Source organism: Pedobacter caeni, from assembly GCF_900129215.1.
GTDB lineage: Bacteria > Bacteroidota > Bacteroidia > Sphingobacteriales > Sphingobacteriaceae > Pedobacter > Pedobacter caeni.
The window spans coordinates 358074-383826 of the sequence record NZ_FQUQ01000004.1 but is presented as its reverse complement, the minus strand read 5'-3'; the positions used below and the strand labels follow the sequence as shown (position 1 = coordinate 383826).

Here is a 25753-nt window from a genome sequence, read left to right as displayed (position 1 = left end):
CTTTGTCTCGGAAATGATAGTTAAACCAACATTAAAGGAACTCTTATGAAGCTGAAAGACCTGGTTAACCTGTTAAAAAATGCTACCGAGCAAGGCGCTTCAAAAGCCCTTTTGCAGAGCGGACAATTACAGGGCCAGCTCAGCAAGGCCGAAGCTTATAGACTTTTTGGCCGCGGCAATGTGGATCGTTGGATCAGCGAAAAACTGATCGGCCCAATCCATTCAGAAAGATCTTCCCGAAAATACTTGGACCGAAAAAAACTGGAAGCAATAGCTGCATCCAGCAACCGGATCACCTACCTGCCTGTGGCAGAGCGGTAAACTTCTTCACTTCCGAAAGGTCTTTGACGTACAGGGATGAAGCATTAACCCGCCTAAGAACGGGAAATTTTGCGAAAGTGAGGTTAGGTATTCGTTGTTTTTTTCTGGCAAACATGACCAGAGAAAATGGCGGATCAAGCACCAATCTGAAAGCGCATTGGCAGGCCGAGGAAATTATCGTGTATAATTCCCAAGAGGCCCGTGTCGTAGGACACGACGCTAGTAATCCCGATTTATCAAACCGGCAAAGCGAATTACAACGGGTTCGTTCCCCGTTGCCGGTTCTCTTAGGGATATTTCATGCCCTTTTCTATCGCTCATAAACTCTCTATTTATGAATATTCTATTAACTGATCACCAGCTCGGCATTCTTTTACGAGATGCCGCTGAAATGGGCGCCAAGCTCGCCCTTGCCAGAACCGGAAAAATTAAGCCTTATATCAATAAGTCTGAGGCATACCGGATTTATGGAAGGAAGAACATTGAACATTGGATTGATCAGGGACTACTTACCCGCAGAAAAGACGGCAGTTATTCGGCCGCCTGGCGTATCGACCGTATCGAAGCCGAAACAATTCGAAAATCGCTTGATGCTCTGCTCTATATCTGAAACCATTCCAATCAATAAAACTATGAAAACTTCATTTTTAAATGCAGGTTCCATTAAGGACCAGGTGACTCTAAGCAGGCTCATAGCTCGCCTTGGCTACAAACCAACCAAAAGCAATGGCGATGAACAATTGTATCTTAATGTATTAAGAACTGACGAAGCCAAACCTACATTTCTTGTAAACACCCAATTGGATGTATGGTACGACCGTTTAACAAAGAAAAGCGGTGATATTATAGATTTTGGTATGGCCTATTGGCCAGAACTTAATTCGTACCAAATAACAGAGAAGATTAACCAACTATTCACAACGTACTCGCTACTGTCTGTTACAGCTAATTCGAAGCCAGTTGGTAGAAAAAGACGGGCGATTAAAATCCCATTTTATCACATTCAGGAAACAAAACCAGTCGGCTGCAATACTGAAATAACAGACTATTTGAAATCAGAAGGTCTATGGGAGATGGCCATCGGCCATCTTAAAGAAGTTTATTATTATGTCGTGGATGAAAAACACCGACGTAAGGATTTTTTCGCCGCTGGCTGGCAAAATGAAAATGGAGGATGGGAAGTGATCAGCAAGAATTTTTCCGGCAGCCTCGGTCGTAAAGGCATGACCCTTATACCCGGCAAAGAAAACAGTCTGGCACTGTTTGATGATTATCTTAATTATCTCAGCTGGAAATATACAAACAAGTTACCTGGTCCCAGCATATTGATTTTGAACTCTCCAGAGTTTTCAAATGCTGCAAAAAAACGGGCTGAAAAATTCGAGAATGTAGTTCTTATTATGAACGAAAATTCTAAAGCAATCAATCCCTAACCAATTTGTATTGTCATGCCAAATTATATCGATGTTGCCACATTGAAAGATATTTCTATTGTGGATTTTTTGGCTCGCTTGGGTCACCATCCAGTCAGAAAGACCGGGAAAGAACACTTTTATCATAGTATGCTGAGAGATACCAAAAAGGACACACCATCATTTACCGTATGGGATGCAGGAAACTGCTGGAAAGACTGGGGTGGTGCAAATGCAACTGGTATTTTCAAAGGTGGCATCGTACAGCTGGGTACGGCATATTGGCCAGATCTGTCCTTTGTTGAAGTATTGAACAAGATACAGCAAGTTTGCGATATGGATACTGCTTTAATTCCTGAATACGTTCCTCCCAAAATTTATCCAAAAGACCCAGAAAAAGGAACTTACGAATGGGGTTTGATCAACATTCGGGAGTTGGGTAGCAATTACGTTCTTACCCAATATCTTCATTCCAGGGGGCTGTTTGAAATAGCTAAAAGTCAACGGGTAAAAGAAGTTTATTACAATCGTATAAATAATCCCGAAAATACCTCTGCTTACTATGCTGTAGGTTGGCAGAACGAACATGGTGCCTGGGAGTTTGGCAATGCAAAGGGCTTTAAAAGTACCATAGGTCAAAAAGGTATCTCAGTAATCCAAGGCAATCCAGATCATGTTGCAGTTTTCGAAGGGTATATGGACTATTTAAGCTGGCAGTTACTGCACCCGAAATTAAAACCCACAATTATTGTCCTGAACGCGATTACGATGCTAGGTTATGCCATTGATCGAATTAAGAATTTCCATACTGTAGATGTGTATTTTGATAACGATGATCCTGGCCGAAATTGCGCCCAATTACTAAAGAAAGAAATACCCCATGCGGTTGACTGTTCATATGAGTATGCAGGCTATAAGGATTATAATGAAAAGTTAAAAGACGATCTCAATAGTTCTAAACGCTTAGTTGAATGTACTCCAGTCGAAACCGCAAGTTATAGTACGGGAAGGAAACGCTGACGATTTCCAGTTAAGTTATCTATATATACAAAGATAAACATATCCACTTATAGGGCTATCTGTTTATTTATCTATTTACTCCTTTATCTAACATTATGGATATGCAATTATTCCTAAAGACAGCTATATATTTACCTGTCTATCCACCTATATGGTTCACTATATATATAGCTAAACAAATATATATTTATCTACCAATCCTGATTTACACCTATCCCTTTGTATGTTTATTTATCTATCTGTATATACGGAAAAGTTTATAAATAACTAACCAGTAGCCTGAATAACTATATAGACATATATGTTTATTTATCTGTATATCCTTATAAGCATCTAAACCAATATGCGACAATAAAGGATTCTGTCTAAACAACAATCTGTTTATACATCATGGAATTAACCCCCACAGTTCATTGCAATCGTCCCAATTTTCATCGGAATGGTATAACTACCTTTTTTTGTTTGTTATTGGGCAAGTTGTGTTTTTGTCCGTACAGCCCGCCTTCGGCTGGTCTGTGGACAAAAACGAACTTGCCTTAAGCTGCCTAACCCCGTTGGGGAAAGGCAGTTAAGGAAGAAAAAAGGTCGCAACTCCCTTTTTTTCCGGCAAAGCGTTCATATCACCGTTCTAAGGCAATCGCCCAAATCCAATTTCTAACCCTTAAAATTTAGCCTATGCTAATACGCAATTCTATCATGACGAAGGTCGTAATGCCTTCGCCGTGCCCGTGTCTTACAATGCTTAGCCACGAATTTAAGAAAGCCGCCTATGTTTAGACACGGCAGCCTATTCAGCGGTATCGGCGGGTTTGACATCGCAGCTACCTGGCTAGGATGGCAGAATGTTTTTTCCTGCGAAAGGAATCCTTTTTGCCAAACCATTCTTAAACATTATTGGCCAAACACCCTTCATTATGACGACATCTTTCAATTCAGCGCAGCTCAGTTTAGAGGACACGTTGACATCATCTCCGGGGGATTTCCCTGCCAGCCATTCAGTCAGGCCGGAAAGCGAAAGGGCAAAGCGGATGACCGCTATCTCTTCCCAGAGGCTTGCCGAATTATTAAAGAATCACGACCTCAGTGGATTGTTCTTGAAAACGTTGCTGGCCTCTTCAGCATTCTCGAACCAGACAGTCTTTCTGAAATGGAAATTAAAGCGGTTGAGCTTTTTTGTCAGGACAGTAACCAACAAGCGGACAGTACCATTATCAGACTCCAGCGAAGAGTTATCGGAAGCATTATTTCAGAAATCAGTGCAGCAGGATATGTATTACCGCAGCTTAAAGATGGCACACCAGTCGTTTGTTGTATTCCGGCTGCTGCCCTTAACGCCCCGCACCAGAGAGACAGGGTCTGGTTTGTTGCCCACACCAACAGCGACAGAGATCAGCAATATGGGAGTTACACTAGCGCAAATAAAAGAAGGCAGACAATTGGCGAACCGCAAAAACGCGAAGGGAAACGGAGGTCAAGTATCTTTGACAGATTTTCTGGTCTACTACACACTTCAAACCCAAACGAAACGGTACAAACAGAAACCGGGGAATTTGCCAGCCTCCATATTGGAACGTCTGATCCGAATTTTACCCACCACAGCACAGATTGGCAATACCAAATTCCCAGCTGGGAGACATGGCCAGTTGAACCCCCGTTTTGTGGCGGCGATGATGGGCTTCCCAGCGAATTGGACGGAATTACCTTTTCAGCATGGAGAGCCGAAAGTGTAAAAGCTTACGGTAATGCAATTGTACCACAAGTCGCACTAGAAATATTCCGCGTTATCCAGTCCATTGAGCAAAAGCCTTAATTATTAACTATGGGGAACAGCAAGAAGCTTACTGACAAGGGGTTTGTACTTAAAACCCGCCGTTTTGAGTTAAGATTAAGCGAGCAGGAATTGCAGCAACTCATAGAGTTAGAAAAATCACTAGGTATCAGTCGTGCCGATATAGTTCGCATCCGGGTACTACAAAAAGCAACCAAAATGCTTGTGAACAGTAAAGAACTGATGAAACAACTAAATGACATCGGAACAGAACTTGGCCGATCAGGTAATAATATAAACCAATTAGCCAGGCACGCCAATATACTTCACAAACAGGGCATGCTAAGTCAAAGTATTTCTACTGAATTTAATAGTCTTTTAGGCAAATACATCGCCGTACTGCAGGAGCTCGAAAAAAGTATTCGCCAAGTCATCCGCTTAATGAAAGGTTAATCATGATCGTAAAAATCCTTCGCCCGTCCGCCACGTTTAAAGGTGTAAGTTACAACACAACCAAAATAGAAAACGATAAAGGCGAACTGATGAAGGTGGAAAATTTCGGTGCCTTGCAAGCCCTGGAACATCTTAGACCAAAGGATTATATCAATTACCTCGAAGCCCGTTCGAAAACAAGCGCAAGGATTAAATATCCGCAGTTCCACGCGGTCATTTCCTGTAAAGGAAAATCACATAGCAAGGAACAACTCACTGAAATCGCTACTGCCTGGTTAAAAGGGATGGGTTATGAAAACCAGCCTTACTTATTGGTCTTCCATAAAGACACGGACAATAATCATATTCACATTGTCTCTACCCGCATAGATGAAAATGGCAAAAAGATAAATGACAGCTACGAAAAAATCCGCGCTTACCAGGTTTTAAATCAAGTAATGGGACTCGATGAAAAAGAGACTGTAAACAAAGACCTGGAAAAGGCAATGAGTTACAATTTTTCAACTCGTCCCCAGTTTATGATGCTATTGGAATGCCAAGGTTATTCCCTGAAATTGACAGGAGGGCAATATCAGCTTTTTAAGTATGGCAAGCTACAGGGAAGCATTGATGTTTCCGAAGTTGATGCTAAGATTAGTCTTTACAATCAAAACATCGACCGCTTAGCACAGCTAAGAGCGATAACGGAAAAATACCGATTAAATCATAGTCCAGTTGCTGTTCCATTAATAACGCCACTGCCCGGAGGTAGTGTAGCCAAACCTACAGGATATACTTCAGAGCTCGCAGAAGTACTTTCTTCAAAGTTTGGTTTACAGATCCTTTATCACGGAAAGCCGGGATTGCCTCCTTACGGTTACACTGTAATAGACCATGCAAGAACGACCGTTTACAAAGGCGGCGAACTGATGCCAATTGCCGAATTTATTAAGCCATCAAGCGATCTTCAACAAGACAATGAGTCACCTGTCGAAAATGAAACTGTCAAACAGGATAATTCTGATTCCAATGTCATCACAGATCAGTCAGCAGAGGATTCAAATTATACCGATATAACTTTAACTTTTGAAAGTGAAACGGTCAAACTGGGAGATTCCGATTTTTATGTTGCACCAGATCAGTCAGCCGGGGATTTTATTAATAATGATATAATCCCAACCCTACAAAGCGAAAGGGTAAAACAAGATGATACCGATTCTTCAATTCCCCCAGACAAGTCTTCAGAGGTTTCAGGATTTACAGAAGAACCAACTCCTACAACCTCGTTCCCAGAAATCAATTTGGATATTGCCGATGACATCGACGATGAAGCTATACTTGGTCGTAACAGGCAGCGTAAGCGCAAAACCAGAACCAATACCCGATAACTTAAAGCGACCTGGTTCTTTAACCTTTCTCAAATAACACCTCCTAAAAGAACTTAAAAAACTATTATTATGCTAATACTATTAGGCAATCAAAAAGGTGGTGCCGGCAAAAGTACGCTTACGCTACTTTTGGCCAATTACCTTACTCAAATCAAAAAGCGTAACGTCACTGTCTTGGATATGGATTATCAACAGTCGTTGGCCACAAAAGCTCAAAAGGCAAGAATTTTGGAAAATGAGCCACTTTATGAAATTGTTCCAGCTGATCTTAAACATTTTCCATCCCTACACAATGCACTGAGCAACCGATCTGGCGAAATCATATTGATCGACCTCCCCGGAAAAATGGATGATGACGGACTGCTGCCTTTGTTTGCTGCATGTGACCTTATCCTTTGTCCTTTCGCCTATGATGAATTTTCTGTGGATTCGACCTTACTGTTTGCAATGGTGCTACGGAAGATCAATGATAAGGCCCCATTCATATTTATTCCTAACCGTGTTAAAAATACAGTGAAATATGAAACAAAGACTGAAATTGAAAATGTACTGCGGCGTTTTGGGGTGGTTGCTCCAAGCCTTGCTGACCGCGTGGATTTTCAGCGGATCAGCACTTTCCAAACACCACTAATTTTATACCCAGTCGTATTGCCGTTGCTTGATCTGATCTATAACCAGTACCTAGATTGGGAGGACCATACATGAGCCAGATTAAATCATTGGCCGATGAGCTAAGAGAAACCATTAAAAAAGATGGACATCCCGATAAGGAAATAGAGGACGGCAAGTCTGCGGTTAAGCAAACACCTATAAACAAATTAACTAAAAAGCCCCCAGACGCAAAGCTCGATACCCTGTTTGAAAGTATCCTGGCTTTTGAACTAACAGGAAGGGAAAAACTGCTGATCCGCCTGGATGACCGCACTGTATTCCTGTTGAAGCAATTGAAAATTGCCAAAGCAATTGATATGAACAAACTAATCGCATTCAGCTTGCAACATTTTCTTCTTACCCACCCTGAACTTATAGAATACGTCAAAGAAAACATTAAAACCATCAAATTATGAATTGGACACAATTTCTACTCAGCATTGCCGCTGTCTATTCCCTTTATTACCTGTTTAACATCCTCTTTGACATGATAAGGTCACGAGGCCAACCGATCACAGACACGAGCCAGGACGAACTCGTATTCTCCGAAGAAACCCAGCCCAAACAGGTCGGCTCTGATGAACCATCACCCGAACCCAAAAGCAGGCAGGTTATATCTTCTGGTCCGCTTATTAGCACTGGCGGAGTAAGACTTCAACAACTTTTCGCCCTGGCCCAGTCCGAGGTCATCGAGTACACCAAAGCCATACCTTATTAAGGCAACGATGAAATTCAAGTATCCACTTTTAAAGACAACTCCGGTTGTCTTTTTTTTTGCCCTGCCTTTTTTGGCTACGGCACAATCACCGCCAGGTATCAGTGAATTCTACGAGGTCAGTGGAGAAATGCATCGTTGGTATTTCAGCCTTTCTGACTTAGTACTTGTCCTCGGTGCCATCAGTGGCATACTGGGCGGTCTTCGGGTATATGCCAATTGGCAATCCGGCAAACATCATATAGACGCCCAAGTGATGGGTTGGTTCTTTTCCTGCCTCTTCTTTTCTATCATCGGGGCAGCCCTCAAAGCCCTGTTCGGGGTGCATTAAACAGCCTTTTCAATTTTTCATTCACCATTTAATTTCTCAATTCATGACAGTAAACAACAAAAAACTGTTTGCAATCACTGCATTTTCAATGCTTGCGGCTCAATCTTCGTTTGCCCAAGGCGGAGGTTCCATCGGTATAAACGCCGCCACTTCTTCCCTGACAAGTTACGTAGATCCAGTATCTACGCTGATTTTGGCTATCGGTGCGGTAGTCGGATTGATCGGTGGGGTTCGCGTGTACATCAAATGGAACGCGGGGGACCAGGACATAAACAAGGAACTTATGTCCTGGGGCGGTTCCTGTTTATTCCTGGTACTCGTATCGGTGGTAATCAAAGCATTTTTCGGCGTATAATGATCGCTAAGTATGCAATCTATAAGGGGCTTCAAAAGCCCCTTATTTACCGGGGGTTCAAAGGAAAATTCATTTATTGGGGATTAGGTTCCTTAGTTGGAGGTCTGATAATCGGAGGCCTTACTGGAGCCCTCACCAGTATGTACTTAGGTGGTTTTTTGACCATTGCCCTGATCTCAGCTGGGCTCACCTATACCTTTTTTCGACAGAAAGACGGCCTCCACTCCAAAACCCGAAACACAGGGATTTTTATCCATCCAGTCCACTTAAAACTAAACTATGCAGCGAGAAAGAAAAACAGGATTTAAAATTCCTTTTGCTGGGATCGATACCTATAATGGCTTACAGCTATTGTACGGCGAGAATGGTGATTTCTCCATGATCCTGCACATTAGTAACCCGGTGCCGCAATACGGCGCCGACCCTGATGCTTACAATGCTTATCAAAGTGTATTGCTAAACATCATTAAGATTCTAGGCGAAGGACACATAATACAAAAGCAGGATGTTTTCATCCGCAGGAAATATAAGGGTGTAAATCAGAGCGAATTTTTACAACAGAAGTATCACGCACATTTTGAAGGACGAGAATATACAGACATTAAATCCTACCTGATTATTACCAAGCAGGTTAAACGCGGTGCTTTCTATACTTATGATAAAAAAGTATTGTCAGATTTCTTTCAGAACGTGATTAAAATTTCAGATTTGCTAGCCAATGCCGGATTCAACCCAAGCTTTTTGAATGAGGTTGAAATCAACCGATACATAAGTAAGGTGCTTAGCATGGAGTTTGCCTCGCCCCATACCACTCTTAATAATATGCGTTGTGGGGATGAACAATTGAATTTGGGTAATCTGGCCATCCGTTGTATCAGCATGGTCAATACCGATTCGGTGGATCTACCGGAAAAGTTAGGCCCCTACACCGAAAAGCAGGATAACAAAGGAATGCGGGATTTTCCGGTAGATAACCTTTCTTTTTTACATCAGGTTCCTGGATATCGTGTTATCATTTATAACCAATTGTTAGAGATACCACCACAACAGCTAACACTCAATAAACTAGAGCTGAAACGTAAACGCCATTCAGGCGTTCCCGATCCGGCCAACCTCATCTGCGTTGAGGATATAGATATGTTGCTGGTTGATGTAGCAAGAGAAAATCAAATGCTCGTCAATGCCCATTATTCCATGATCGTATGTGCAGAGGAAGAACAAATCAGGAAGGCTGTTAATTATATTGATGCAGCACTTTTTCAGCAGGGAATTATCCCATCACGAAACGCCTATAATCAGTTAGAACTTTTCCGCTGCGCATTGCCTGGCAATGGTGTAGAACTAAAAAAATACGACTGGTTTTTGACAACCGCCGATGCTGCCCTCTGCTTCTTTTTTAAGGAATCTCTGTTAAAAGATGAACCCTCGGACTTCCTGGTTCGCTTTACCGACCGCCAAGGTATTCCCGTGGGGATAGACCCCGCAGACCTGCCCATGCGCACCAACCGGATCAATAACCGAAATAAATTTGTGCTCGGCCCATCAGGCAGCGGGAAGAGTTTTTTTATGAACGCCTTGATTGAGCAGTATATGCTCTATAACATGGATGTGGTGATCGTGGATACCGGGCATTCCTATTCCGGGATGTGCGATTATTTCCGGGGCAAGTACATTACCTGGTCGGACAGCAAGCCGATTACGATGAACCCCTTTGCCATTGCTGAAAGTGAATACAATATAGAAAAAAAGGATTTTCTGATTACCCTGGTCAGCCTGTTGTGGAAGGGTGCCGAAGGGACCATAAGCTCGGTTGAGCGTGATGTCATTTCCAATGTAATCTCCGCCTACTATAGCCGATATTTCAATCCGGGGTATCCCGGCCTATCCCATAAACAGCTTTTCAGCATACGCAAACGTGTCTTTGAAAGCATGAAGGAGAACCCTCTTTTTGATATGGACTTCGATGTGATCGATGATAATCTGCTTAACCTGGAAATCAGTGATTTAGATGAAGTCCTGCTGGCAGAAGATCCTGATACGACTCCGTTTAAGGCTGCTTTCAATCAAAAATATTTTTCCGCAGTAAACGAGGAAAAGAAACTGGGCAGTATCAGGCATGAACGGACGGGAATTACCGCTCTTGATTTTAATAGTTTTTATGAGTTCGCACTCGGGAAAATACCGGAGATCAAAATCGAGGAAAGGATTGCGTTCGACCTGGACGAGTTCAGGTACGTGTTAAAGAAATTTTACCGTGGCGGAGAGTTTGAAAGTATCCTCAACGAGCCTGCCGACGCATCCCTTTTTTCCGAGCGGTTCATTGTCTTTGAAATTGATGCCATTAAGGAGAACCGTATTCTGTTTCCCATAGTGACACTGATCATTATGGATGTGTTCATCCAGAAGATGAGACATCGTAAGGATCAGCGAAAGGCCCTCATAATTGAAGAGGCGTGGAAGGCAATCGCCTCACCTTTAATGGCAGGGTACATTTTGTACCTCTATAAGACTGTCCGTAAATTTTGGGGCGAGGCCATCGTGGTCACCCAGGAATTGGGGGATATTATCGGCAATGCAGTGGTCAAGGATAGTATACTGAACAATTCGGATACCATTTGCCTGCTAGACCAGAGCAAGTTCAAAGAGAATTACAAGGAGATCGGCAAACTCCTGGCCATTACTGAAATCGAGCAAAAGAAGATATTTACCATTAATAAACTGGGCAACACCGATAACAGGGGGCGCTTTAAAGAGGTATATATCCGAAGGGGTGCTTCGGGGGAAGTGTACGGCGTGGAGGTCTCTATTTTTCAGTATTTGGCCTATACTACCGAAAAACCGGAAAAAAGTGCGGTGGAAATCTATACCCGCACCTACGGGACCTATCAAAGCGGATTGGAAGCTTTTGTCTCCGATATGGAAAAAAGCGGATTGCCTTTGGATGCCTTTATCCGCCAGATTAATAAGGATGGTATACCCATCCCAAGTTCAACTGAATATTTTAAACCCGATTTTGTATGAAACGATCACTTCTAATTGCAGGACTTTTTATTACAGCCTGTCCTGTTTTTGCCCAGATTTATGTGGACCCAACCACGGCGGGTGCTATGGCTGCACACTCAGGAATTATCAACGGGCAGCTCAATAGAACGAATGATAACCTTACATTGATCCAACGTGGTCAATTGGCAGTAACTGGCCAGCTGGTCATCGTAAATGATTTGCAGCAACAAATCTACCGAGGGTTAAGTGAGGTATCTGCCGCCGTACGATCCTTGTTGGCCATTCAGGATATTGCCGACATCAGCATGGATATTGTTTCCGATGTAAACAAGGCTATTTCAATTGCTCAAAGTAACCCGGTTCTGCTGCTCTTTGCTGAAGGTGGTGCTCGCGAGTTCAAACGAAGGGGAACGGCATTGGCTGCGGAAGTCAGCTCCTTTGTATTGCAGGGTGGCATAAACAACCTGATGGATTCTGGCGAAAGAGCAAAATTATTAAACCGCATCAGGACCGAACTGATGATCTTACGGGGTGTTGCTTATGGAATGCATCGCACGATGTTTTGGGCGAAACAGCGCGGTATTCTTAATTCTCTTAATCCTTATTCCGGTTATATAAATATTGATGTAAGGATTGCTAATGATATCATCAGAAACGCTAAATACCTAAAAAAATGAAAGGAATGATTATCCTAATCTTCCTGCTTTTCGGGATACTACAACATGCTTTTTGCCAGCTCAATGTAGAACTAATTCACCAGTTGGTAGCCGAAAGTAAAAGCGAAAATAGCAGACAGGAAGAAGCTAAAAATAAACAGGCAGTTACTTCTGCAAACGAAGAGGTAAATAAAACACAAATGAGCAAACTTAAGACGAAGTACAGGGAATTACAAAGCCGTTTTCATACTGTGGGACTGGCTATTGATGCCGCACAGATCGGACTGGAAGCCAGCCCAGTTGTTTCAGAGATCATCCGACAGCAAAATATAATCTACCAGCTGGCTAGTGATAATCCTATTCTGATTTCACTAGCGTTCCAGACTGAAAAAGACCTTGCAGACAGAGCGAGAATGTTGGTGAATTATATTATTGGTCTGGCCCTAAGTATCGGCGACATCAACCAGATGAAAGCAAGCGACCGCAAAATTCTTTTTTCACATGCATTAACTGAACTCCGCTTGATAGAAGGGGCTAGTAAAGGTTTGGCCACGGCCATGTTCCATGCTAACCGAAAACGCTCGTTGAACCCCTTTGCCAATTTTATTGAGCAAGATAAACAGCTTGTTGATAATATATTACGTAATGCCTCTATTCTTAAAGCAACAACGCCATGAGGTGCCAACTATTTATCGCAGGTTTTTTGCTGCTCGTTTGTACAGAAAGTTCAAATGCGCAAAAATTAGTTTTCGACCGCGGTCATTTTGCGATTGTTAATGAGAACGGCAGCGTGCGTTTGGCAGCAGAAAATACCCATAACAATTATCTAAGCACCATTAACAATCGTTTGGATGACATAAATCTGAATATCTCTTCAGTGGTGATGGTGCAGAACTTGATTTATAATTCACTTACCCAGGTCAATCAAGCATTGAGAAGCGGTATAGCCGCCACACAGATTGCTCGAATCAGTACAGAGATTATTAAGGAAAGCAATACCATGATCTCTATTGCAGGCAGCGAGCCCTATTTATTGCTGTTTGCCGAGGATGTTGCAAGGCAACTGAAATCCCGTGGAATTACCCTGGTTAGCGAAGTATCTGATTTTATTTTAAAAGAAGGCGGCAATGTGTTGATGGACTACGACAAACGAGATGCTTTACTACGTAAGGTCATCCTGGAATTAAAAGTCATGAGGGCACTATGTTATAGTATGGGTAGATCTATGTATTGGGCAAAAATGAACGGGGTGTTAAAAACGGCTAATCCTTATAGAGATTTTATAAATCAAGATACTCGGATGGCCAATGATATCATCCGTAATTATCAAATTTTAAAACAATAAACGATGAAACATTATATTCTAGCCATACTTATTTTGGGGATGGCCGCTTCTGCAGGAGCCCAGCGTATCATTCGAGACCAGTCTATTGTTAACCAGCAAGAACGTATGGTTTTCAAACAATGGGACAGGAAGAAATTTACCCCAACTAGCGGCTTTTTAGGACTTAATCCAAACTACTGGCTTACCTGGGCGTGGCACCCGAACTACCCTAAAAAAGACCTCCGTCCATTGGGACCTGTCGGACCACAAACTCAGCGTCTGGCTTTTGCCGCGGCCATGCAAAATACCGAAAACGCCTATAAACTGCATGCTGATACTTTAAGAAATACTGCAATAACCGAAGCGGTAAACTATTCAGCTGTTTTTTCTACTGCCGATCCATTGTGGATGCTATACTACCGTCATGAATTTGAACCTCTTTTAAACGAACAAGATGCAAATTTGATGTCTGGAATTCCCGCAAAAGAAATTGACTACCTGGTTCGCAACGGCGTTTACGAGTGGTATCGCGAAGAGTCCTCAGGAATTAAGGAACGCCTGGACGGTGCAATGACTACAACACTTGACCGTGGTTCAAGGCTACTGACCTACCACAGGCTGCTTTTGGAATATCGTCGGTTAAATACTTCCTGGGAGGCAAAAAAACAGTACGCCAGAAAATTCCTAGCTCTTAGTGAATCTACAAACAAAATGAAGTCCAGGGACCAGCCCATTGTAGAAAGGCAAGGTTTCAGAACCGATCAGCAAATCGCTGACGAAATTTTAAGGAAATCCAAACTCTAACATGATGAACATAACCAATTTACTGACCGGCACTGCCGGTTTTTTTATGCAATCAGGTTCCGGAAATGTGCCAGACTCATTTAAAAAAACTTTCAATTTTTTGCAAGGCAACGGGGTCTACGAAGAAGGTATGATGCATTTTTTAAAGGAAATGAAAAATACACTGTGGACGCACTATGATGCATTTATTGCAGATGCACAGGCACTATCGGCCATTTTCATGCTCATTTTTTTTGCCGTTAAGTCATATGAAATGATGTCGGGTGATAAAAAAATGGAAATTATGCCACTGCTTCGTCCGTTTGGTCTGGTCATGGTAATTCTTTGGTGGTCTCCTTTTACCAGAGTGGTCTCCTTTCCCACAGATATAATTGCAAATAAGACTGAGATTATGTTTAATAGCAGCCAAACAGAAGTCAATAACTTACGACTGGAAAGAGCCCAGCTGATGGTACAGGTAGCAGATAATCTGCTCACTGTGCAGGCCCAAACAGAAACAGCTAAACAGGAGGCAGATACCTGGTACCAAAATGCCTGGGAATCGGTGAAGTCTACTGTTAAGGAAGGTTTTGCTGAGGTTTGGAACCCAATTGTGGAGTTACGTAACCGTATGCAAGTCGGTCTGCAACTCCTTGCCACTTCCATTCTGGAAACATTGGCTTTATGGGTACTTCGGATCTGTGTATATCTCATCTTCATTATCCAGATTATCTTTTCTACGATACTGATTATACTGGGGCCATTCTCAGTCGCAATCAGCATCCTTCCTGCATTCAGGGACAGTTTTACTACATGGGTTGCAAGGTTCATTTCGGTTAATCTTTATACAGGTATCGGTTTTCTGGTTCTGTACGTCGCTTCTTTATTCCAGCATTATGCTATGGAAGCGGAGATAAGCCGCTACAAAGAGCTTGTCGGCACCTCTGCCGACCGCTTGGAAAAACTTGGGTGGCTTGCCGGAAATGGCCTGCTCTCTTTCGGGATGGTAATCGTAACCTTTTTGATTGGAGGTCTTACCATGTTAGCAGTTCCCAGCATTAGTACATGGATCGTGTCTACATCCGGTATAAGCTCTGCTGCTTCCACGATGGGTCGAGGTGCTTCAAATATGTCCAGAATCTTAAGCAAAATGATGAAATAATGATTGTAAAAAATATCGAAGCCAAAGTACGCCTTGCCACATTTTTGTCCGCAGGAAGTTTTATCCTGGCCGTTGTCATCGTCCTGATCGTTTCCCTGTTTGCTTACAAACAGGTTGCAGACGCTCGAAAAAGCGTCTACGTGCTAGATGCAAACAGCGTACCGCTGCTAGCCAGGCAAACTGATCTTCAAATGAACCGCGCTGCGGAATATCGTTCGCACGTCAACCTTTTCCACAGTCTTTTCTTTTCGCTTACGCCTGATGATAAGTATATCGAATATCAGATGAAAAGAGCGATGTACCTGGTCGATGAAAGTGGTGCACTTCAGTATAACAACCTTAAAGAAAAAGGATTTTTCAATTCAATTCTCTCCTCCAGTGCTGTGTTGACACTTCAGACCGATTCAATTTTTATTGATGAGGGTCTTAAGTATTTCCGTTACTACGGTCGCCAGAAAATAGACCGTCGCAGCTCCACGATTATTCGTTCGCTCGTCACTGAAGGTTATCTAAAAGACCTGAAAATCCGCTCTGATAACAATCCCCATGCGGTACTTATTACCCGTTGGAAAACATTGGAAAATAAAGACATTGAAAATGTACAGAAAAACTCATTTTAAACCCCGCCCAAATCTTTTATACGAGCTCAGAAAAGAGTTCGGAGGGTACTTTCTCCGCTTGTCGGCTCTTTGGAAACTCGTCAGCTCCAGATACCCAACGCAAATATTTGCCCTCATGCTGGCGTCTATACTGTTTTCAGGCGTATTCGCCTTTACGGTTATGAGGGTAAAAGAACCCAAGTCATTGCCATCGCTTTCCAGCTCAGGCACCAATGTAGCCCAGGGGTTCGGACAGATCATAGGTGCCGGGCAGGCATTTCAGAAAGTGCTTGATCTGCAAAATCAGATCAACACAGTACTGCACAAAGAAAAGCTGACTGCTGCCGATAGCCTTTTTGTCAAAGATGCAATTCAGCAGTTGGAAATCATCCATAATGAGCTAAATATTAAACCAACACCCTAATTATGAAGATCAATTTCAAGCAACCGCGATATGTGCTACCACTGATCCTACTTCCTTTCCTATGCTTATTTTTTTACGCATGGAAAAGCAGCTTTGGAAAAGATGCACCCGTACAACAAAATGGAAATACGCTACAGGAAACATTGGTGGATGTTTCCGAAGAGGTTAAAAACAAAGGTATTGAAGATAAGTTGGACGCTTACCGTAAGCAATACAAGGATGCCGATGGTTACACAGCAGTCGGTGGGATCGCAGACGAACAAACCAACAGGCAAAAAGTTCCAGACCTGTACAATCAAATGGAAAAAAGGATGTTGGATTCCATCGACCGGGAAATGAAAAGGAAATATGGTAACACAGCCGCCGAACCACGCACATCACATTCAACCTTTCCCAACGCAGTCCCTAAAACACAGCCACCAAAAACTTACGATACAGACCGAGACTTGGCAACTGCACTTTCCAAATTAAAGCAGCAACAATCGGCACCTACCACATCAGAGGTGCCTGGTAATAAGGGACAAACGGACCCCATGAAAATTTTTCGGGAACAAATGTCACTGATCGACAGCATGGGCAAAGCAAACGACCCCGATTACAAATCAGAACAAGCCAGAGAAAAAGAGATGGCCCTTGCTGAACGGGAGCTTAAAAATCAAAAAAAACTCAGCGTTTCTAAAACTTCGGCGTCCACGGCACTTTTCAATACCATTTCAGCTAATGGAGAAGATAGTTTTATCCGTGCCATAGTAGATCAGGACATCACTGGCTATGCAGGTTCTCGTCTACGTATCCGTCTGTTAGATGACATGACCGCAGGTCGGTTTTTAGTTAAAAAAGGTACATACCTATATGCCCAGATAACAGGCTTTAGCGGTCAACGGGTAAACCTATCAATTAGCTCCATTTTTCAAAATAACAATATACTACCTGTCCGACTTGACATCTACGATAATGACGGCCTGCCTGGGCTTTATGTCCCCGCATCTGCATTCCGTGAATTTTCAAAAGTACTTGGTAGCGATGCCAGCCAGGGTATGACGATTCAACAGCAAGCTGAAAACAATAACCAGCTAGTCATGAGCATGCTGCAAAAAATGTTTCAATCTACTACAACGGCGGTTAGCAAACTGATCCGTAGCAATAAAGCCAAACTGAAATATAACACCCAGGTCTATCTTATTGACCCGCAAGAACTCAAAAACACTCAGAACAAGTATTAACCCATATTTTTTATGAAAAAATTAATCTTTTTTTTAGTGGCCATCTTATGGGTGGCCCAGGGGCTTTATGCACAAATCCCAGCAGGAGTATACCGCAAAGATCTACCAGATATTCTGATCAGTCGGGATATTTCATTGCACTTTATTTCTCCCGAACCCATTCAATATGTTGACATATCCACCCACGCAGTTGCGGGCGATCTGCCTTTAAAGAATGTATTGCGCTTAAAGATAATTCCAGATGTCAAGATGCCCTTAGATGAGCCTGGTGTAGTAACCATTGTTGGCGAAAGTTTTATTGCTCAATATAACCTGCGCTATGTGGATGACCAATCACTTATCGTCCCCACACAAGTGAATATATTACCGGAACATACCCAGCCGCTGGACGTCCCTGGAATTTCACTAACAACCAGGCAGATGCAGGATTTTGCCATTCAGATTCTACAGAAACCATCTGGTAAGTCTGTGCGAAAGGCAAAGGCTTTCGGTTTAAAGGCCAAACTGAACCATGTGTATGCCGCAGGTGATCACATATTTCTTGATATCACATATTTTAACAATAGCAACTTGCCTTACGATGTGGACGAACAGCGCTTCAAAATCGAAGATAAAAAGATTACAAAAGCAACAAACGTACAATCTGTAGAAATTAAGCCCGTATGGCAACTGTATCCAAACAGCATATTTAAGAAGCAATACCGAAATATCTATGTCCTGAAAAAGGTAACCTTTCCGGGTAATAAGTTGCTAAATATTGAACTGACTGAAAAACAGATTTCCGGGAGGGTGCTTACCCTAGAAATGAAATACAGTGATATTCTGAAAGCAGACAGTTTATAAAATGTCCAAATAATGGGAGTCTCCATTGAGCTCCCTTTATCCATTAAAAGCAAAACTTGATATATGGAAGAAACCAAGGAACAGCAGAGCCTTTACAAGTTCCTGCAATTTGGTATCTATTTGTCCGTCTTGATCGAAGTTTTCCTGTTTTTTTACGCCAGTAAATTTTTAACACAGGATTATACGGACAAATTTAACCTACGCTTTTTTGTAATCAGGCTTGCCAGATTACCATTTTACCACCAGCTCATTTACAGCAAACTATTTACTCTACTGTTGATTTGCCTGGTTTCAGTAGGTACGCTCAGCAGAAAAAACAAAGACCTCAATCCCAAAAATCATATTGTTTATCCACTTGTAGCTGGTCTTATCGTTTTCTTTTCGGGAATCTTGTTTCAGGGAAAACATACACCGGCCATTTGGATGGGTGCTGGCTGGTCTGATCTGCTGTACATCGTCACCGCAATTTTCGGAACCTTACTGATCCATATCGCTATGGATAATGTATCGAAGATCATCAGTTCAAAACTTGGTAAAGATAAATGGAACATTGAGGGGGAATCCTTTATGCAACCCGTCAAACCGATTGAGACACCGTATTCGGTGAATATACCTATGTTATTCTATTATAAAAAGAAGGTACATAAAGGATTCATTCCGCTGGCAAATTTATTCAGAAGCCTGCTTTTAATATCAGTTCCCGGTGGGGGTAAAACTTTTTCAGTTATTATTCCAATAATAAAGCAATTCATCGCCAAATCTTTCACTTTATGCATTTATGATATAAAATATCCTGACTTGGCCAAGGTTGCCTATCACCATTATTTATTGGCAAAACAAAAAGGGAAATGCCTTGATTATAAATTCCACGTTATCAATCTAAATGAAGTTGAAAAAAGCGAACGAGTAAACCCCTGGAAAAGGCAATACCTCAATACTCTTGCCGATGCCTCTGAAACAGCAGAAGCCTTAGTTGAGGCCATGAAAAAAGGTGATCGTTCGGGGGGCAGTGACCAGTTCTTTACACAATCCGCTATCAATTTTCTGGCCGCATGCATTTATTTTTTCAGCAGCTACGAAGATGGTCGGTATTCAAGCCCTCCGCATGTGCTTTCTTTTTTAAACCTTTCCTATGATGACATTTTCAGCGCACTTTTTTCTGAACCGGAACTGGTACCACTACTTTCCCCATTTAAAAGTGCTTATCAGGCCAAAGCTTTCGATCAGTTAGAAGGACAAGTAGGTACCCTTAAAATCTTTATCAGCAGATTGGCTACAAAAGAAACTTTTTGGGTATTCAGCGGGGATGATTTCGAGCTAAAAATAAGTGATCCTAAAAACCCGTCAATTTTGGTGCTCGCCAACGATCCTTTGACACAAAGTACTAATTCAGCCTGCTATTCCCTTGTGCTAAATAGGGTAACTAAACTGGTAAACACTAAAGGCAATTTACCCGTTGGACTTGTCATAGATGAGGCCCCAAGTCTCTATATTTTTCGAATTGAGCAGGTTTTAAGTCAAGCAAGAAGCAATTTGGTTGCGTCTGTACTCGGAATCCAAAGCCTTCAACAATTTCAGCAGCAATATGGTAAAGAAACTGCTGCTACTATCACTTCTGTGGTCGGTAATGTGCTATCTGGATCTGTACAGAACAAGGATACGTTAGATTGGTTGGAACGACTATTTGGCAAGGTAAAACAGGAAGGTGAAAGTCTGAGTATCGACCGGACGAAAGTCTCTGTTTCCCTGAGTGAAAAACTTGAACCGCTGATTCCTGCTGGCAAGATTGCGAACCTCCGAGCTGGCGAAATGGTGGGTTTGATCGCGTCAGATGCCGTTGAAACCTATACAGGGAAATACCAGCCCTCGGCAGTAAACTGTCGGGTAAATCTGGATGTAGAGTCTATCAAAAAAGAAGAACAAAGCTATCGGTCCTTGCCAATCTATTACGATTTCAAAGGCAGAAAAGAGGAAATACTCCGGCAGAACTTTCAAAAGATTAATGAGGAAGTGCAGCAGGTTGTAAAACAGTTCAGAATTGCTCAGACATCAGTTGGTGTACCTCAGCCTAAAGGAATAATGAAGCAAACCTTTAACAAATAACAAATTAATCACCTAACAACTATATTTTATGGAACAACTTCTTGGCACTTATGCGCAGGTGCATCCATTACTAAACGACCCGGCAGGCAAGCAGGGTCAGATTGGTATGATAACAGATATAGATATTGAGGGAGACAATGTTTACATAAGCTTTGAAAAAGGACAACAGGCACTATATAGCAGTAATGCCTTATTTGTCTTGAAAAAATCTGATGAAATAAGCACAAATGCAATTTCAAATTTTCAAAAACTGTCAAAGGAAGATTTTAAAACGCTTTTAGAAATCAGTTTGAAGGCACAGTCAATCTTTCCAATAAACCACAAAACTGCTCTTGAAATGTCAACTACAAATAATGCAGTTAGAGCCCATAGCCAGAATTTACTTCAAGATAAATTGGGCTTAGTCAACAATAATCAGGTTGAAGTTGAACAACGTCCAATTCACAGGCGCTAAATAATTTAGAAATGGAAGAACTTTTGAACAAATCAGTAATGGTACATCCATTAACTGATGATCCAATGCGTATGCAAGGTCAGGTCGGGTTAATTGCTCAAATCAACCTCAAAAATGATGAAGTGCATGTACAATTTCCTTACAATAATATTGGGGTTTATAGTACTAACGCCCTACTTTCCTTACAACCAAAAGAAATGGTTTTGGCAACTATACAGACAAAATTGCTCGAACTAGACCCCAAAGATGTAAGGATACTACTGGATATTTACAGACTGCAAAATATTGGACAAACAGGAGCAATTGAAGAAGCACTTCGGTGGGCCATCGGCTTTGAGGAAGTTGGCAAAAATTCCCTTGTTACCTTGGAGGATTTCATCAAATGTGGGCTAGCAGATGAAATCGAAATTCAATCTTCTCGTAGCCGATGAACCCTCGAATATTCGTGTTGCATGTCGTTGTCCATTTTTTACTGACTCATTCAGCTGTAGCTATAGCACAAATTAATGACCAATATCGTAGTAGCTTACCGTTAATAAATTTACGTGTGACCTCTGGTTTTGGATACCGCGTACATCCGGTGACTAATAAGTATGACCTGCATAGAGGCGTTGACTTTGCTGCCCGTTGTGATCCGGTACTAAATATTTTGGACGGAACTGTAACGGATACAGGTTTTAATCCAATCCTGGGCAAATATGTGAGAATTTCTCATGGAGACTTTCAAAGTATTTACGGACACCTTTCCCAGATCTTGGTCATACCAGGTGAGCCTGCAACAGCAGGTCAGGTCATAGGTGTCACCGGAACAACAGGCCGGGTGACCGGAGAACACCTGCATTTCAGCATCAGGTTTAAGGATAAATACATCAACCCATTACATTTTTTAAGGTCACTGTTACTGCCCGAACAGCTAGGCCAAACCATCAATTAATTACTTATGGAACAACATTTAAGAACCCTGCAAGATAAATTAAATACACTTGCAGCTGGCCAGGCTATTGGCCTTACAGCCGCAGAAGCGGCCATTTATGGCGTAGACTATGCAGACGAACTGCCAGAAGAAGATGCCCCTCAGGAGGTAGGAGAAGATGGCGAATGATAAGATTAAGGCCATGCACATACAGGTGGCCGAAAAACTCATTGAACAGCTGAAAGCCGGAACTGCTCCCTGGCAAAAACCTTGGAACAGCGATGATCTTCCATCTTTTGAGCTCCCTTACAATGCCGTCACTGGAAACCGCTATAAAGGTATTAATACCTTTTCCTTGTTGCTTAACGGTTACGAAGATCCTCGATGGATAACCTTTAACCAGGCATCCGCCAACCAGTGGAGTGTCAAGAAAGGTGAAAAGGCTTCTCTAATCCAGTTTGTTAAAACAACTGATTTAGTGGCCAAAAGGGATGAAAGTGGTAAACCTATGTTGAACGATGATGGTAAACCCATCAAGATTTCTATAAAACTGGATCGCCCAATCATTACCACCGCCTGGGTATTCAATGCTGCGCAGGTAAATGGGATTCCCATCCTACAAAAACCAGACATCCAAGAGTTAGGTTGGAAGCCATTAGAACGAGCAGAAAAACTGATTGCGAGTTCTGGCGCCGATATTATCCATCGGGCCGGAGACGATGCATTTTACAGCCCGTTCAAGGATCAGATTACTATGCCGCTGAAAGAGCAGTTTGATGCTCCAGACAAGTATTATGCAACGGCTCTTCATGAACTGGGCCATTGGACTGGACATAAGGACAGATTGGACCGTAGTATAATGAATCAGTTTGGCTCCGAAGCATATGCCCGTGAGGAATTACGTGCAGAAATCGCTTCTCTGCTGATCGGTCAGGAATTGCGGATCGGACATGACCCCAGACAGCACACCGCTTATGTGGATAGTTGGATTAAGGTCTTGCAGGACACACCCTTTGAAATACATGCCGCTGCTACTGACGCTGAGAAAATTCTCAATTACCTCACAGGTTTAGAACAAAAAAGGGAAGTTAAAACTGAGTTGCAAAATATACCGGAGTCGAAGGGATCAAGAAATCAGACAAACTCTAAATATCTGTCATCAGGTGACGAAATTGCTTATAACAATACAATTTACAAAGTAAATGGTCATCTGAAACAGGGTCGTCTACGCATGGAGGACTTGAACTCAGGACACAACTTTGTGCTTTCTAAAAATGATATGCTGTATGGTTCTTTGCTTCAGGTAAAACAGCAATCTCAGGACAAAACCCGCACAATTGATGGGACTGATACTTCCATTTCTCAGGAAGCTGACACAGCAATTGCTATTGTGGCAAGACGCTAAATCATCACAAAATTTCAATCTGTTAATTATGGAAACATTTATCAAGGAAAATGAGTTGCCTATTAAAGAACTCGAAAAGCTAGGACTTTACCAGGAAGGTAAGTTGAATCTAAGCAATGAAGATGTCGACGCATTGCTAGCGGGACGAAGAACAGACATGCGCAGCATGTTTCATTTGAAGATGGATGGTTTTGAAATCCGACAACTGGATGCCAAACTATCCCTTAATCGCAACCCTGATGGCACCGTCACGCTGAACCTGCACCCCATCTATAAGGAGGTCAAACCACATCCATTGCTCAGCGAGGAAGAAGCCAGGGTACTTCTGGACGGTAAACTACAATCGATACAGAAAGTTTATGAGCAGGCCGATAAAAAACTGGCGATGCTGATTATCGAATACGACAAGCAAACCAGAGAATTTGTCTCCTACCATCCTGAGCAGGTTGAAGCTCCTATAAAAATCAACGGGCAAGTGATGTCAGAGGAACAGCAGAAAGCATTTCAACGCGGAGATGTAATAGAATTGGACGAAGGCACTCGCATCCAGCACAGCGCGACCGACAGCAAGGGGATCAGGTCAGACAGAAAGGCATTGATACTTTCGGTATTAATGGACGGCGGTATTTCTTATTTACTGCTCCGTGGTATTCGCAACCTTGCCGGGAATAAGGACGGCCAAAAAGAAGAATACACCAAAGGTTATAATCAGGCCCTAGCTGATAGTATGGTAGGAAAACCTAAAAGAGAAAAGGAAATGACCGTGGGCGAGCATAAAGACTATGAAACAGGTTCACAATATAGTCGAGGATACGGGCGCACCTCATCTCGCTAATGGGTTTGTTAGCCGATCCGTGCCCACTTTCTATTAACCCGGAGACATTGGCTTTTTTTGTGAGCCGCATAACTGTTCAGGATGGCACTATCCTTTTTACCTATCAGGATAATCAACGGGATACAGCGATAGAATTTTGGTCGGACGAGAGGCACCTTGTACCTGTTTCTACTGGAATGTGGTTGGTGTATGAGGGATTACCCGCACAGGTCAGGCATTTGTTTTTAAGCCATTCAGCAACTGATATTCTTTGTTTCTGCCAAAAACGACCAGATTGGCTAAAGATTCCAGGCAGTGTTGCATTTGCTTCTTTAGGGTTGTTGGCCAGTGCGGATCAAATATCTTTTCTGAAACAACACTTTGTCAACGCAAAGGTGCATACGCTATTTGATGCCGAACTTACAGGCAGGGTCACAGATTGTAAAGTCGCATTGTGGAAGTCGGGGAAAGACGCTTTTTTCAAGGTCACCGACGATCTAATACAGATTACTTATCGCAAACGCAAATTCAATATCCCTGCCACTTCTTTTTCACTAAACCGTTTTGAAAAAGTTGTTGGCATACGCTCAGGTATACGCACCCACAAACCTAAAAACGGCTACTGTTCTTTTCGCGAACAGTTTAATCTGATTTAACCACTAAGTACTACGTGTAAGAATCTTAAAAGCAGATAACTAACAGCAATAGAGCCTGGTTCCTACGGACCAGGCTCTATTGCCGTGCTTAAAATTTAACCTAATAAAATCGATACCAAATAAAGAGAATCTTAAAACAACAGCACTATGAACATTGAACTAAAAAATATCAAGTACTACGAATCCTTTAGCGAAGAAACACTTGCTTTCCAGGCGAGTCTATACATCGAAGGCAAACGTGTAGGAACCGCAAAAAACGATGGTCGTGGAGGCCCGACCTATTACGATGGAGATAATAAAGAGGGACGAGAACTTATACATCAGGCAGAGCAATATGCGAAAGCACTTCCTGATAAACATTATCCTAAAGATGATTATATGGAGGCATTTTCTATACCTATGACACTTGAACACCACATTGATGACCTACTTAATGATTACTTAGGTAAAAAAGAGTTGGAAAAAATCCAGAAGAAGGTGGCAAAGGATATGGAAAAAGGTATTGTATTTGGCAAACCCAATGATAATTCATGGAGCGTCCAAACCTACAGTGTGCCACTTAAACAAGTGTTGTCTCATCCCAAAGGCCCCGAGAGCGTAACCAACACCATCGCAAAAAACATATTCAAAGAGCTAAAGGATGGGGTTAAGATCTTAAATACGAACATCCCTGAAAGCATTTTAAAAAACGCTGGACTTTTCGCAGACCAATATGTAAAACCATTGGTTCAGGATATTGGGCAACATGGTATAAATTCAGCGGAAAATACAAACGAACACAACAAGTCACAAGGCAGGTCGCTTTAGGACAAACTGGAATTCAATTATACCGACGTTCACCATCGCATAAAGATAAAGTTTTAAGGAGGCTATCTAGCCTTCTTTTTTGTGTAAAAAGATTATTATAACCAAAAGTAGCTAATAAAGAGTAGTTTACAAGAGTGGGAAACTTTATCGGTAGCGATTTAGTAATGGTGCTTACTGCACTTGATTACCTT

At 42.2% G+C, this 25753-nt stretch carries 31 protein-coding genes; all 31 read left to right on the top strand.

Going from position 1 to position 25753, the window contains the following annotated elements; all coding sequences use genetic code 11:
• The first annotated feature begins 45 nt into the window (after window positions 1-45).
• The 31 genes from BUC20_RS21130 (at window position 46) to BUC20_RS20980 (ending at window position 25562) form a co-directional block, all read left to right on the top strand.
• Window positions 46-321, top strand: a complete 276-nt coding sequence (locus BUC20_RS21130) for a hypothetical protein (RefSeq protein WP_073233032.1) — start codon at window positions 46-48, stop codon at window positions 319-321.
• 334 nt (window positions 322-655) lie between these two features.
• On the top strand, window positions 656-931 hold the full coding sequence (locus tag BUC20_RS21125) for a hypothetical protein (protein ID WP_073233031.1): 276 nt from the start codon (window positions 656-658) through the stop codon (window positions 929-931).
• Window positions 932-953: 22 nt separating this feature from the next.
• Window positions 954-1754 (top strand): hypothetical protein, encoded by an 801-nt coding sequence (locus tag BUC20_RS21120; protein ID WP_073233030.1) that lies wholly within the window; start codon window positions 954-956, stop codon window positions 1752-1754.
• A 15-nt stretch (window positions 1755-1769) separates the two neighbouring features.
• Window positions 1770-2753 (top strand): toprim domain-containing protein, encoded by a 984-nt coding sequence (locus BUC20_RS21115; protein ID WP_073233029.1) that lies wholly within the window; start codon window positions 1770-1772, stop codon window positions 2751-2753.
• A gap of 769 nt (window positions 2754-3522) precedes the next feature.
• On the top strand, window positions 3523-4563 hold the full coding sequence (locus tag BUC20_RS21110; RefSeq protein WP_073233028.1) for a DNA cytosine methyltransferase: 1041 nt from the start codon (window positions 3523-3525) through the stop codon (window positions 4561-4563).
• 9 nt (window positions 4564-4572) lie between these two features.
• The gene (locus tag BUC20_RS21105; RefSeq protein ID WP_073233027.1) at window positions 4573-4974 is read left to right on the top strand and encodes a ribbon-helix-helix domain-containing protein; all 402 of its coding nucleotides are present in this window, start codon (window positions 4573-4575) and stop codon (window positions 4972-4974) included.
• A gap of 2 nt (window positions 4975-4976) precedes the next feature.
• On the top strand, window positions 4977-6341 hold the full coding sequence (locus tag BUC20_RS21100; protein WP_073233026.1) for a relaxase/mobilization nuclease domain-containing protein: 1365 nt from the start codon (window positions 4977-4979) through the stop codon (window positions 6339-6341).
• A 69-nt stretch (window positions 6342-6410) separates the two neighbouring features.
• The gene (locus tag BUC20_RS21095) at window positions 6411-7046 is read left to right on the top strand and encodes a ParA family protein (RefSeq protein ID WP_073233025.1); all 636 of its coding nucleotides are present in this window, start codon (window positions 6411-6413) and stop codon (window positions 7044-7046) included.
• Window positions 7043-7408: a hypothetical protein gene (locus BUC20_RS21090; protein WP_073233024.1), complete on the top strand. Its 366-nt coding sequence runs from the start codon at window positions 7043-7045 to the stop codon at window positions 7406-7408. The genes BUC20_RS21095 and BUC20_RS21090 overlap by 4 nt, the downstream gene beginning before the upstream one ends.
• A complete protein-coding gene (locus BUC20_RS21085) occupies window positions 7405-7710 on the top strand; it encodes a hypothetical protein (RefSeq protein ID WP_073233023.1) in 306 nt (101 codons plus the stop codon). The genes BUC20_RS21090 and BUC20_RS21085 overlap by 4 nt, the downstream gene beginning before the upstream one ends.
• Before the next feature lie 7 nt (window positions 7711-7717).
• Window positions 7718-8038, top strand: coding sequence for a DUF4134 family protein (locus BUC20_RS21080; protein WP_073233022.1), 321 nt, complete (start codon window positions 7718-7720; stop codon window positions 8036-8038).
• A 43-nt stretch (window positions 8039-8081) separates the two neighbouring features.
• A complete protein-coding gene (locus BUC20_RS21075; protein WP_084529129.1) occupies window positions 8082-8393 on the top strand; it encodes a DUF4134 domain-containing protein in 312 nt (103 codons plus the stop codon).
• Window positions 8394-8672: 279 nt separating this feature from the next.
• Window positions 8673-11414 (top strand): TraG family conjugative transposon ATPase, encoded by a 2742-nt coding sequence (locus BUC20_RS34225; protein WP_073233020.1) that lies wholly within the window; start codon window positions 8673-8675, stop codon window positions 11412-11414.
• A complete protein-coding gene (locus BUC20_RS21060) occupies window positions 11411-12073 on the top strand; it encodes a hypothetical protein (RefSeq protein ID WP_068402265.1) in 663 nt (220 codons plus the stop codon). The genes BUC20_RS34225 and BUC20_RS21060 overlap by 4 nt, the downstream gene beginning before the upstream one ends.
• 5 nt (window positions 12074-12078) lie before the next feature.
• On the top strand, window positions 12079-12729 hold the full coding sequence (locus tag BUC20_RS21055; RefSeq protein WP_124558629.1) for a hypothetical protein: 651 nt from the start codon (window positions 12079-12081) through the stop codon (window positions 12727-12729).
• Window positions 12726-13397 (top strand): hypothetical protein, encoded by a 672-nt coding sequence (locus BUC20_RS21050; RefSeq protein ID WP_073233019.1) that lies wholly within the window; start codon window positions 12726-12728, stop codon window positions 13395-13397. Before BUC20_RS21055 ends, BUC20_RS21050 begins: the two co-directional genes overlap by 4 nt.
• A gap of 105 nt (window positions 13398-13502) precedes the next feature.
• A complete protein-coding gene (locus tag BUC20_RS21045) occupies window positions 13503-14180 on the top strand; it encodes a hypothetical protein (protein WP_143166866.1) in 678 nt (225 codons plus the stop codon).
• A 1-nt stretch (window position 14181) separates the two neighbouring features.
• The gene (locus tag BUC20_RS21040; protein ID WP_233603806.1) at window positions 14182-15321 is read left to right on the top strand and encodes a TraJ family protein; all 1140 of its coding nucleotides are present in this window, start codon (window positions 14182-14184) and stop codon (window positions 15319-15321) included.
• Window positions 15321-15941, top strand: a complete 621-nt coding sequence (gene traK / locus BUC20_RS21035) for a conjugative transposon protein TraK (protein ID WP_199748275.1) — start codon at window positions 15321-15323, stop codon at window positions 15939-15941. Before BUC20_RS21040 ends, traK begins: the two co-directional genes overlap by 1 nt.
• A complete protein-coding gene (locus BUC20_RS21030; protein WP_124558628.1) occupies window positions 15919-16344 on the top strand; it encodes a hypothetical protein in 426 nt (141 codons plus the stop codon). The genes traK and BUC20_RS21030 overlap by 23 nt, the downstream gene beginning before the upstream one ends.
• 2 nt (window positions 16345-16346) lie before the next feature.
• Window positions 16347-17567: a conjugative transposon protein TraM gene (gene traM / locus BUC20_RS21025; protein ID WP_073233017.1), complete on the top strand. Its 1221-nt coding sequence runs from the start codon at window positions 16347-16349 to the stop codon at window positions 17565-17567.
• A gap of 12 nt (window positions 17568-17579) precedes the next feature.
• Window positions 17580-18410, top strand: a complete 831-nt coding sequence (gene traN / locus BUC20_RS21020) for a conjugative transposon protein TraN (protein WP_073233016.1) — start codon at window positions 17580-17582, stop codon at window positions 18408-18410.
• Window positions 18411-18473: 63 nt separating this feature from the next.
• Window positions 18474-20513: a TraM recognition domain-containing protein gene (locus tag BUC20_RS21015; protein ID WP_073233015.1), complete on the top strand. Its 2040-nt coding sequence runs from the start codon at window positions 18474-18476 to the stop codon at window positions 20511-20513.
• Between the two features lie 28 nt (window positions 20514-20541).
• Window positions 20542-20967, top strand: a complete 426-nt coding sequence (locus BUC20_RS21010) for a hypothetical protein (protein ID WP_073233014.1) — start codon at window positions 20542-20544, stop codon at window positions 20965-20967.
• Window positions 20968-20978: 11 nt separating this feature from the next.
• Entirely contained in the window at window positions 20979-21398 is a 420-nt protein-coding gene (locus BUC20_RS21005) for a hypothetical protein (RefSeq protein ID WP_073233013.1), read from the top strand.
• 116 nt (window positions 21399-21514) lie between these two features.
• Window positions 21515-21901, top strand: a complete 387-nt coding sequence (locus BUC20_RS21000) for a M23 family metallopeptidase (protein ID WP_159441139.1) — start codon at window positions 21515-21517, stop codon at window positions 21899-21901.
• Between the two features lie 6 nt (window positions 21902-21907).
• On the top strand, window positions 21908-22069 hold the full coding sequence (locus BUC20_RS33955; RefSeq protein WP_158673985.1) for a hypothetical protein: 162 nt from the start codon (window positions 21908-21910) through the stop codon (window positions 22067-22069).
• Window positions 22059-23285, top strand: a complete 1227-nt coding sequence (locus BUC20_RS20995) for an ArdC family protein (RefSeq protein ID WP_073233011.1) — start codon at window positions 22059-22061, stop codon at window positions 23283-23285. The genes BUC20_RS33955 and BUC20_RS20995 overlap by 11 nt, the downstream gene beginning before the upstream one ends.
• Window positions 23286-23313: 28 nt before the next feature.
• Window positions 23314-24120 (top strand): DUF4099 domain-containing protein, encoded by an 807-nt coding sequence (locus BUC20_RS20990; RefSeq protein ID WP_073233010.1) that lies wholly within the window; start codon window positions 23314-23316, stop codon window positions 24118-24120.
• Window positions 24120-24755 (top strand): hypothetical protein, encoded by a 636-nt coding sequence (locus BUC20_RS20985; protein WP_068402239.1) that lies wholly within the window; start codon window positions 24120-24122, stop codon window positions 24753-24755. The genes BUC20_RS20990 and BUC20_RS20985 overlap by 1 nt, the downstream gene beginning before the upstream one ends.
• A gap of 147 nt (window positions 24756-24902) precedes the next feature.
• A complete protein-coding gene (locus tag BUC20_RS20980) occupies window positions 24903-25562 on the top strand; it encodes a hypothetical protein (protein ID WP_068402237.1) in 660 nt (219 codons plus the stop codon).
• Window positions 25563-25753 lie beyond the last annotated feature (191 nt).

Bases quoted from the DNA above. Each gene is read 5' to 3' on its own strand.
- BUC20_RS21130 (WP_073233032.1), top strand. From the start codon at position 46: ATGAAGCTGAAAGACCTGGTTAACCTGTTAAAAAATGCTACCGAGCAA.
- BUC20_RS21120 (WP_073233030.1), top strand. From the start codon at position 954: ATGAAAACTTCATTTTTAAATGCAGGTTCCATTAAGGACCAGGTGACT.
- BUC20_RS21110 (WP_073233028.1), top strand. From the start codon at position 3,523: ATGTTTAGACACGGCAGCCTATTCAGCGGTATCGGCGGGTTTGACATC.
- BUC20_RS21060 (WP_068402265.1), top strand. From the start codon at position 11,411: ATGAAACGATCACTTCTAATTGCAGGACTTTTTATTACAGCCTGTCCT.
- BUC20_RS34225 (WP_073233020.1), top strand. From the start codon at position 8,673: ATGCAGCGAGAAAGAAAAACAGGATTTAAAATTCCTTTTGCTGGGATC.
- traN (WP_073233016.1), top strand. From the start codon at position 17,580: ATGAAAAAATTAATCTTTTTTTTAGTGGCCATCTTATGGGTGGCCCAG.
- BUC20_RS21010 (WP_073233014.1), top strand. From the start codon at position 20,542: ATGGAACAACTTCTTGGCACTTATGCGCAGGTGCATCCATTACTAAAC.
- BUC20_RS21045 (WP_143166866.1), top strand. From the start codon at position 13,503: ATGGTTTTCAAACAATGGGACAGGAAGAAATTTACCCCAACTAGCGGC.
- traM (WP_073233017.1), top strand. From the start codon at position 16,347: ATGAAGATCAATTTCAAGCAACCGCGATATGTGCTACCACTGATCCTA.
- BUC20_RS21095 (WP_073233025.1), top strand. From the start codon at position 6,411: ATGCTAATACTATTAGGCAATCAAAAAGGTGGTGCCGGCAAAAGTACG.
- BUC20_RS21100 (WP_073233026.1), top strand. From the start codon at position 4,977: ATGATCGTAAAAATCCTTCGCCCGTCCGCCACGTTTAAAGGTGTAAGT.
- BUC20_RS20985 (WP_068402239.1), top strand. From the start codon at position 24,120: ATGGGTTTGTTAGCCGATCCGTGCCCACTTTCTATTAACCCGGAGACA.
- BUC20_RS21075 (WP_084529129.1), top strand. From the start codon at position 8,082: ATGACAGTAAACAACAAAAAACTGTTTGCAATCACTGCATTTTCAATG.
- BUC20_RS21030 (WP_124558628.1), top strand. From the start codon at position 15,919: ATGTACAGAAAAACTCATTTTAAACCCCGCCCAAATCTTTTATACGAG.
- BUC20_RS21015 (WP_073233015.1), top strand. From the start codon at position 18,474: ATGGAAGAAACCAAGGAACAGCAGAGCCTTTACAAGTTCCTGCAATTT.
- BUC20_RS21105 (WP_073233027.1), top strand. From the start codon at position 4,573: ATGGGGAACAGCAAGAAGCTTACTGACAAGGGGTTTGTACTTAAAACC.
- BUC20_RS21090 (WP_073233024.1), top strand. From the start codon at position 7,043: ATGAGCCAGATTAAATCATTGGCCGATGAGCTAAGAGAAACCATTAAA.
- BUC20_RS21085 (WP_073233023.1), top strand. From the start codon at position 7,405: ATGAATTGGACACAATTTCTACTCAGCATTGCCGCTGTCTATTCCCTT.
- BUC20_RS20990 (WP_073233010.1), top strand. From the start codon at position 23,314: ATGGAAACATTTATCAAGGAAAATGAGTTGCCTATTAAAGAACTCGAA.
- BUC20_RS20980 (WP_068402237.1), top strand. From the start codon at position 24,903: ATGAACATTGAACTAAAAAATATCAAGTACTACGAATCCTTTAGCGAA.
- traK (WP_199748275.1), top strand. From the start codon at position 15,321: ATGATTGTAAAAAATATCGAAGCCAAAGTACGCCTTGCCACATTTTTG.
- BUC20_RS21080 (WP_073233022.1), top strand. From the start codon at position 7,718: ATGAAATTCAAGTATCCACTTTTAAAGACAACTCCGGTTGTCTTTTTT.
- BUC20_RS33955 (WP_158673985.1), top strand. From the start codon at position 21,908: ATGGAACAACATTTAAGAACCCTGCAAGATAAATTAAATACACTTGCA.
- BUC20_RS21115 (WP_073233029.1), top strand. From the start codon at position 1,770: ATGCCAAATTATATCGATGTTGCCACATTGAAAGATATTTCTATTGTG.
- BUC20_RS21125 (WP_073233031.1), top strand. From the start codon at position 656: ATGAATATTCTATTAACTGATCACCAGCTCGGCATTCTTTTACGAGAT.
- BUC20_RS21040 (WP_233603806.1), top strand. From the start codon at position 14,182: ATGATGAACATAACCAATTTACTGACCGGCACTGCCGGTTTTTTTATG.
- BUC20_RS21050 (WP_073233019.1), top strand. From the start codon at position 12,726: ATGAGGTGCCAACTATTTATCGCAGGTTTTTTGCTGCTCGTTTGTACA.
- BUC20_RS21055 (WP_124558629.1), top strand. From the start codon at position 12,079: ATGATTATCCTAATCTTCCTGCTTTTCGGGATACTACAACATGCTTTT.
- BUC20_RS20995 (WP_073233011.1), top strand. From the start codon at position 22,059: ATGGCGAATGATAAGATTAAGGCCATGCACATACAGGTGGCCGAAAAA.
- BUC20_RS21005 (WP_073233013.1), top strand. From the start codon at position 20,979: ATGGAAGAACTTTTGAACAAATCAGTAATGGTACATCCATTAACTGAT.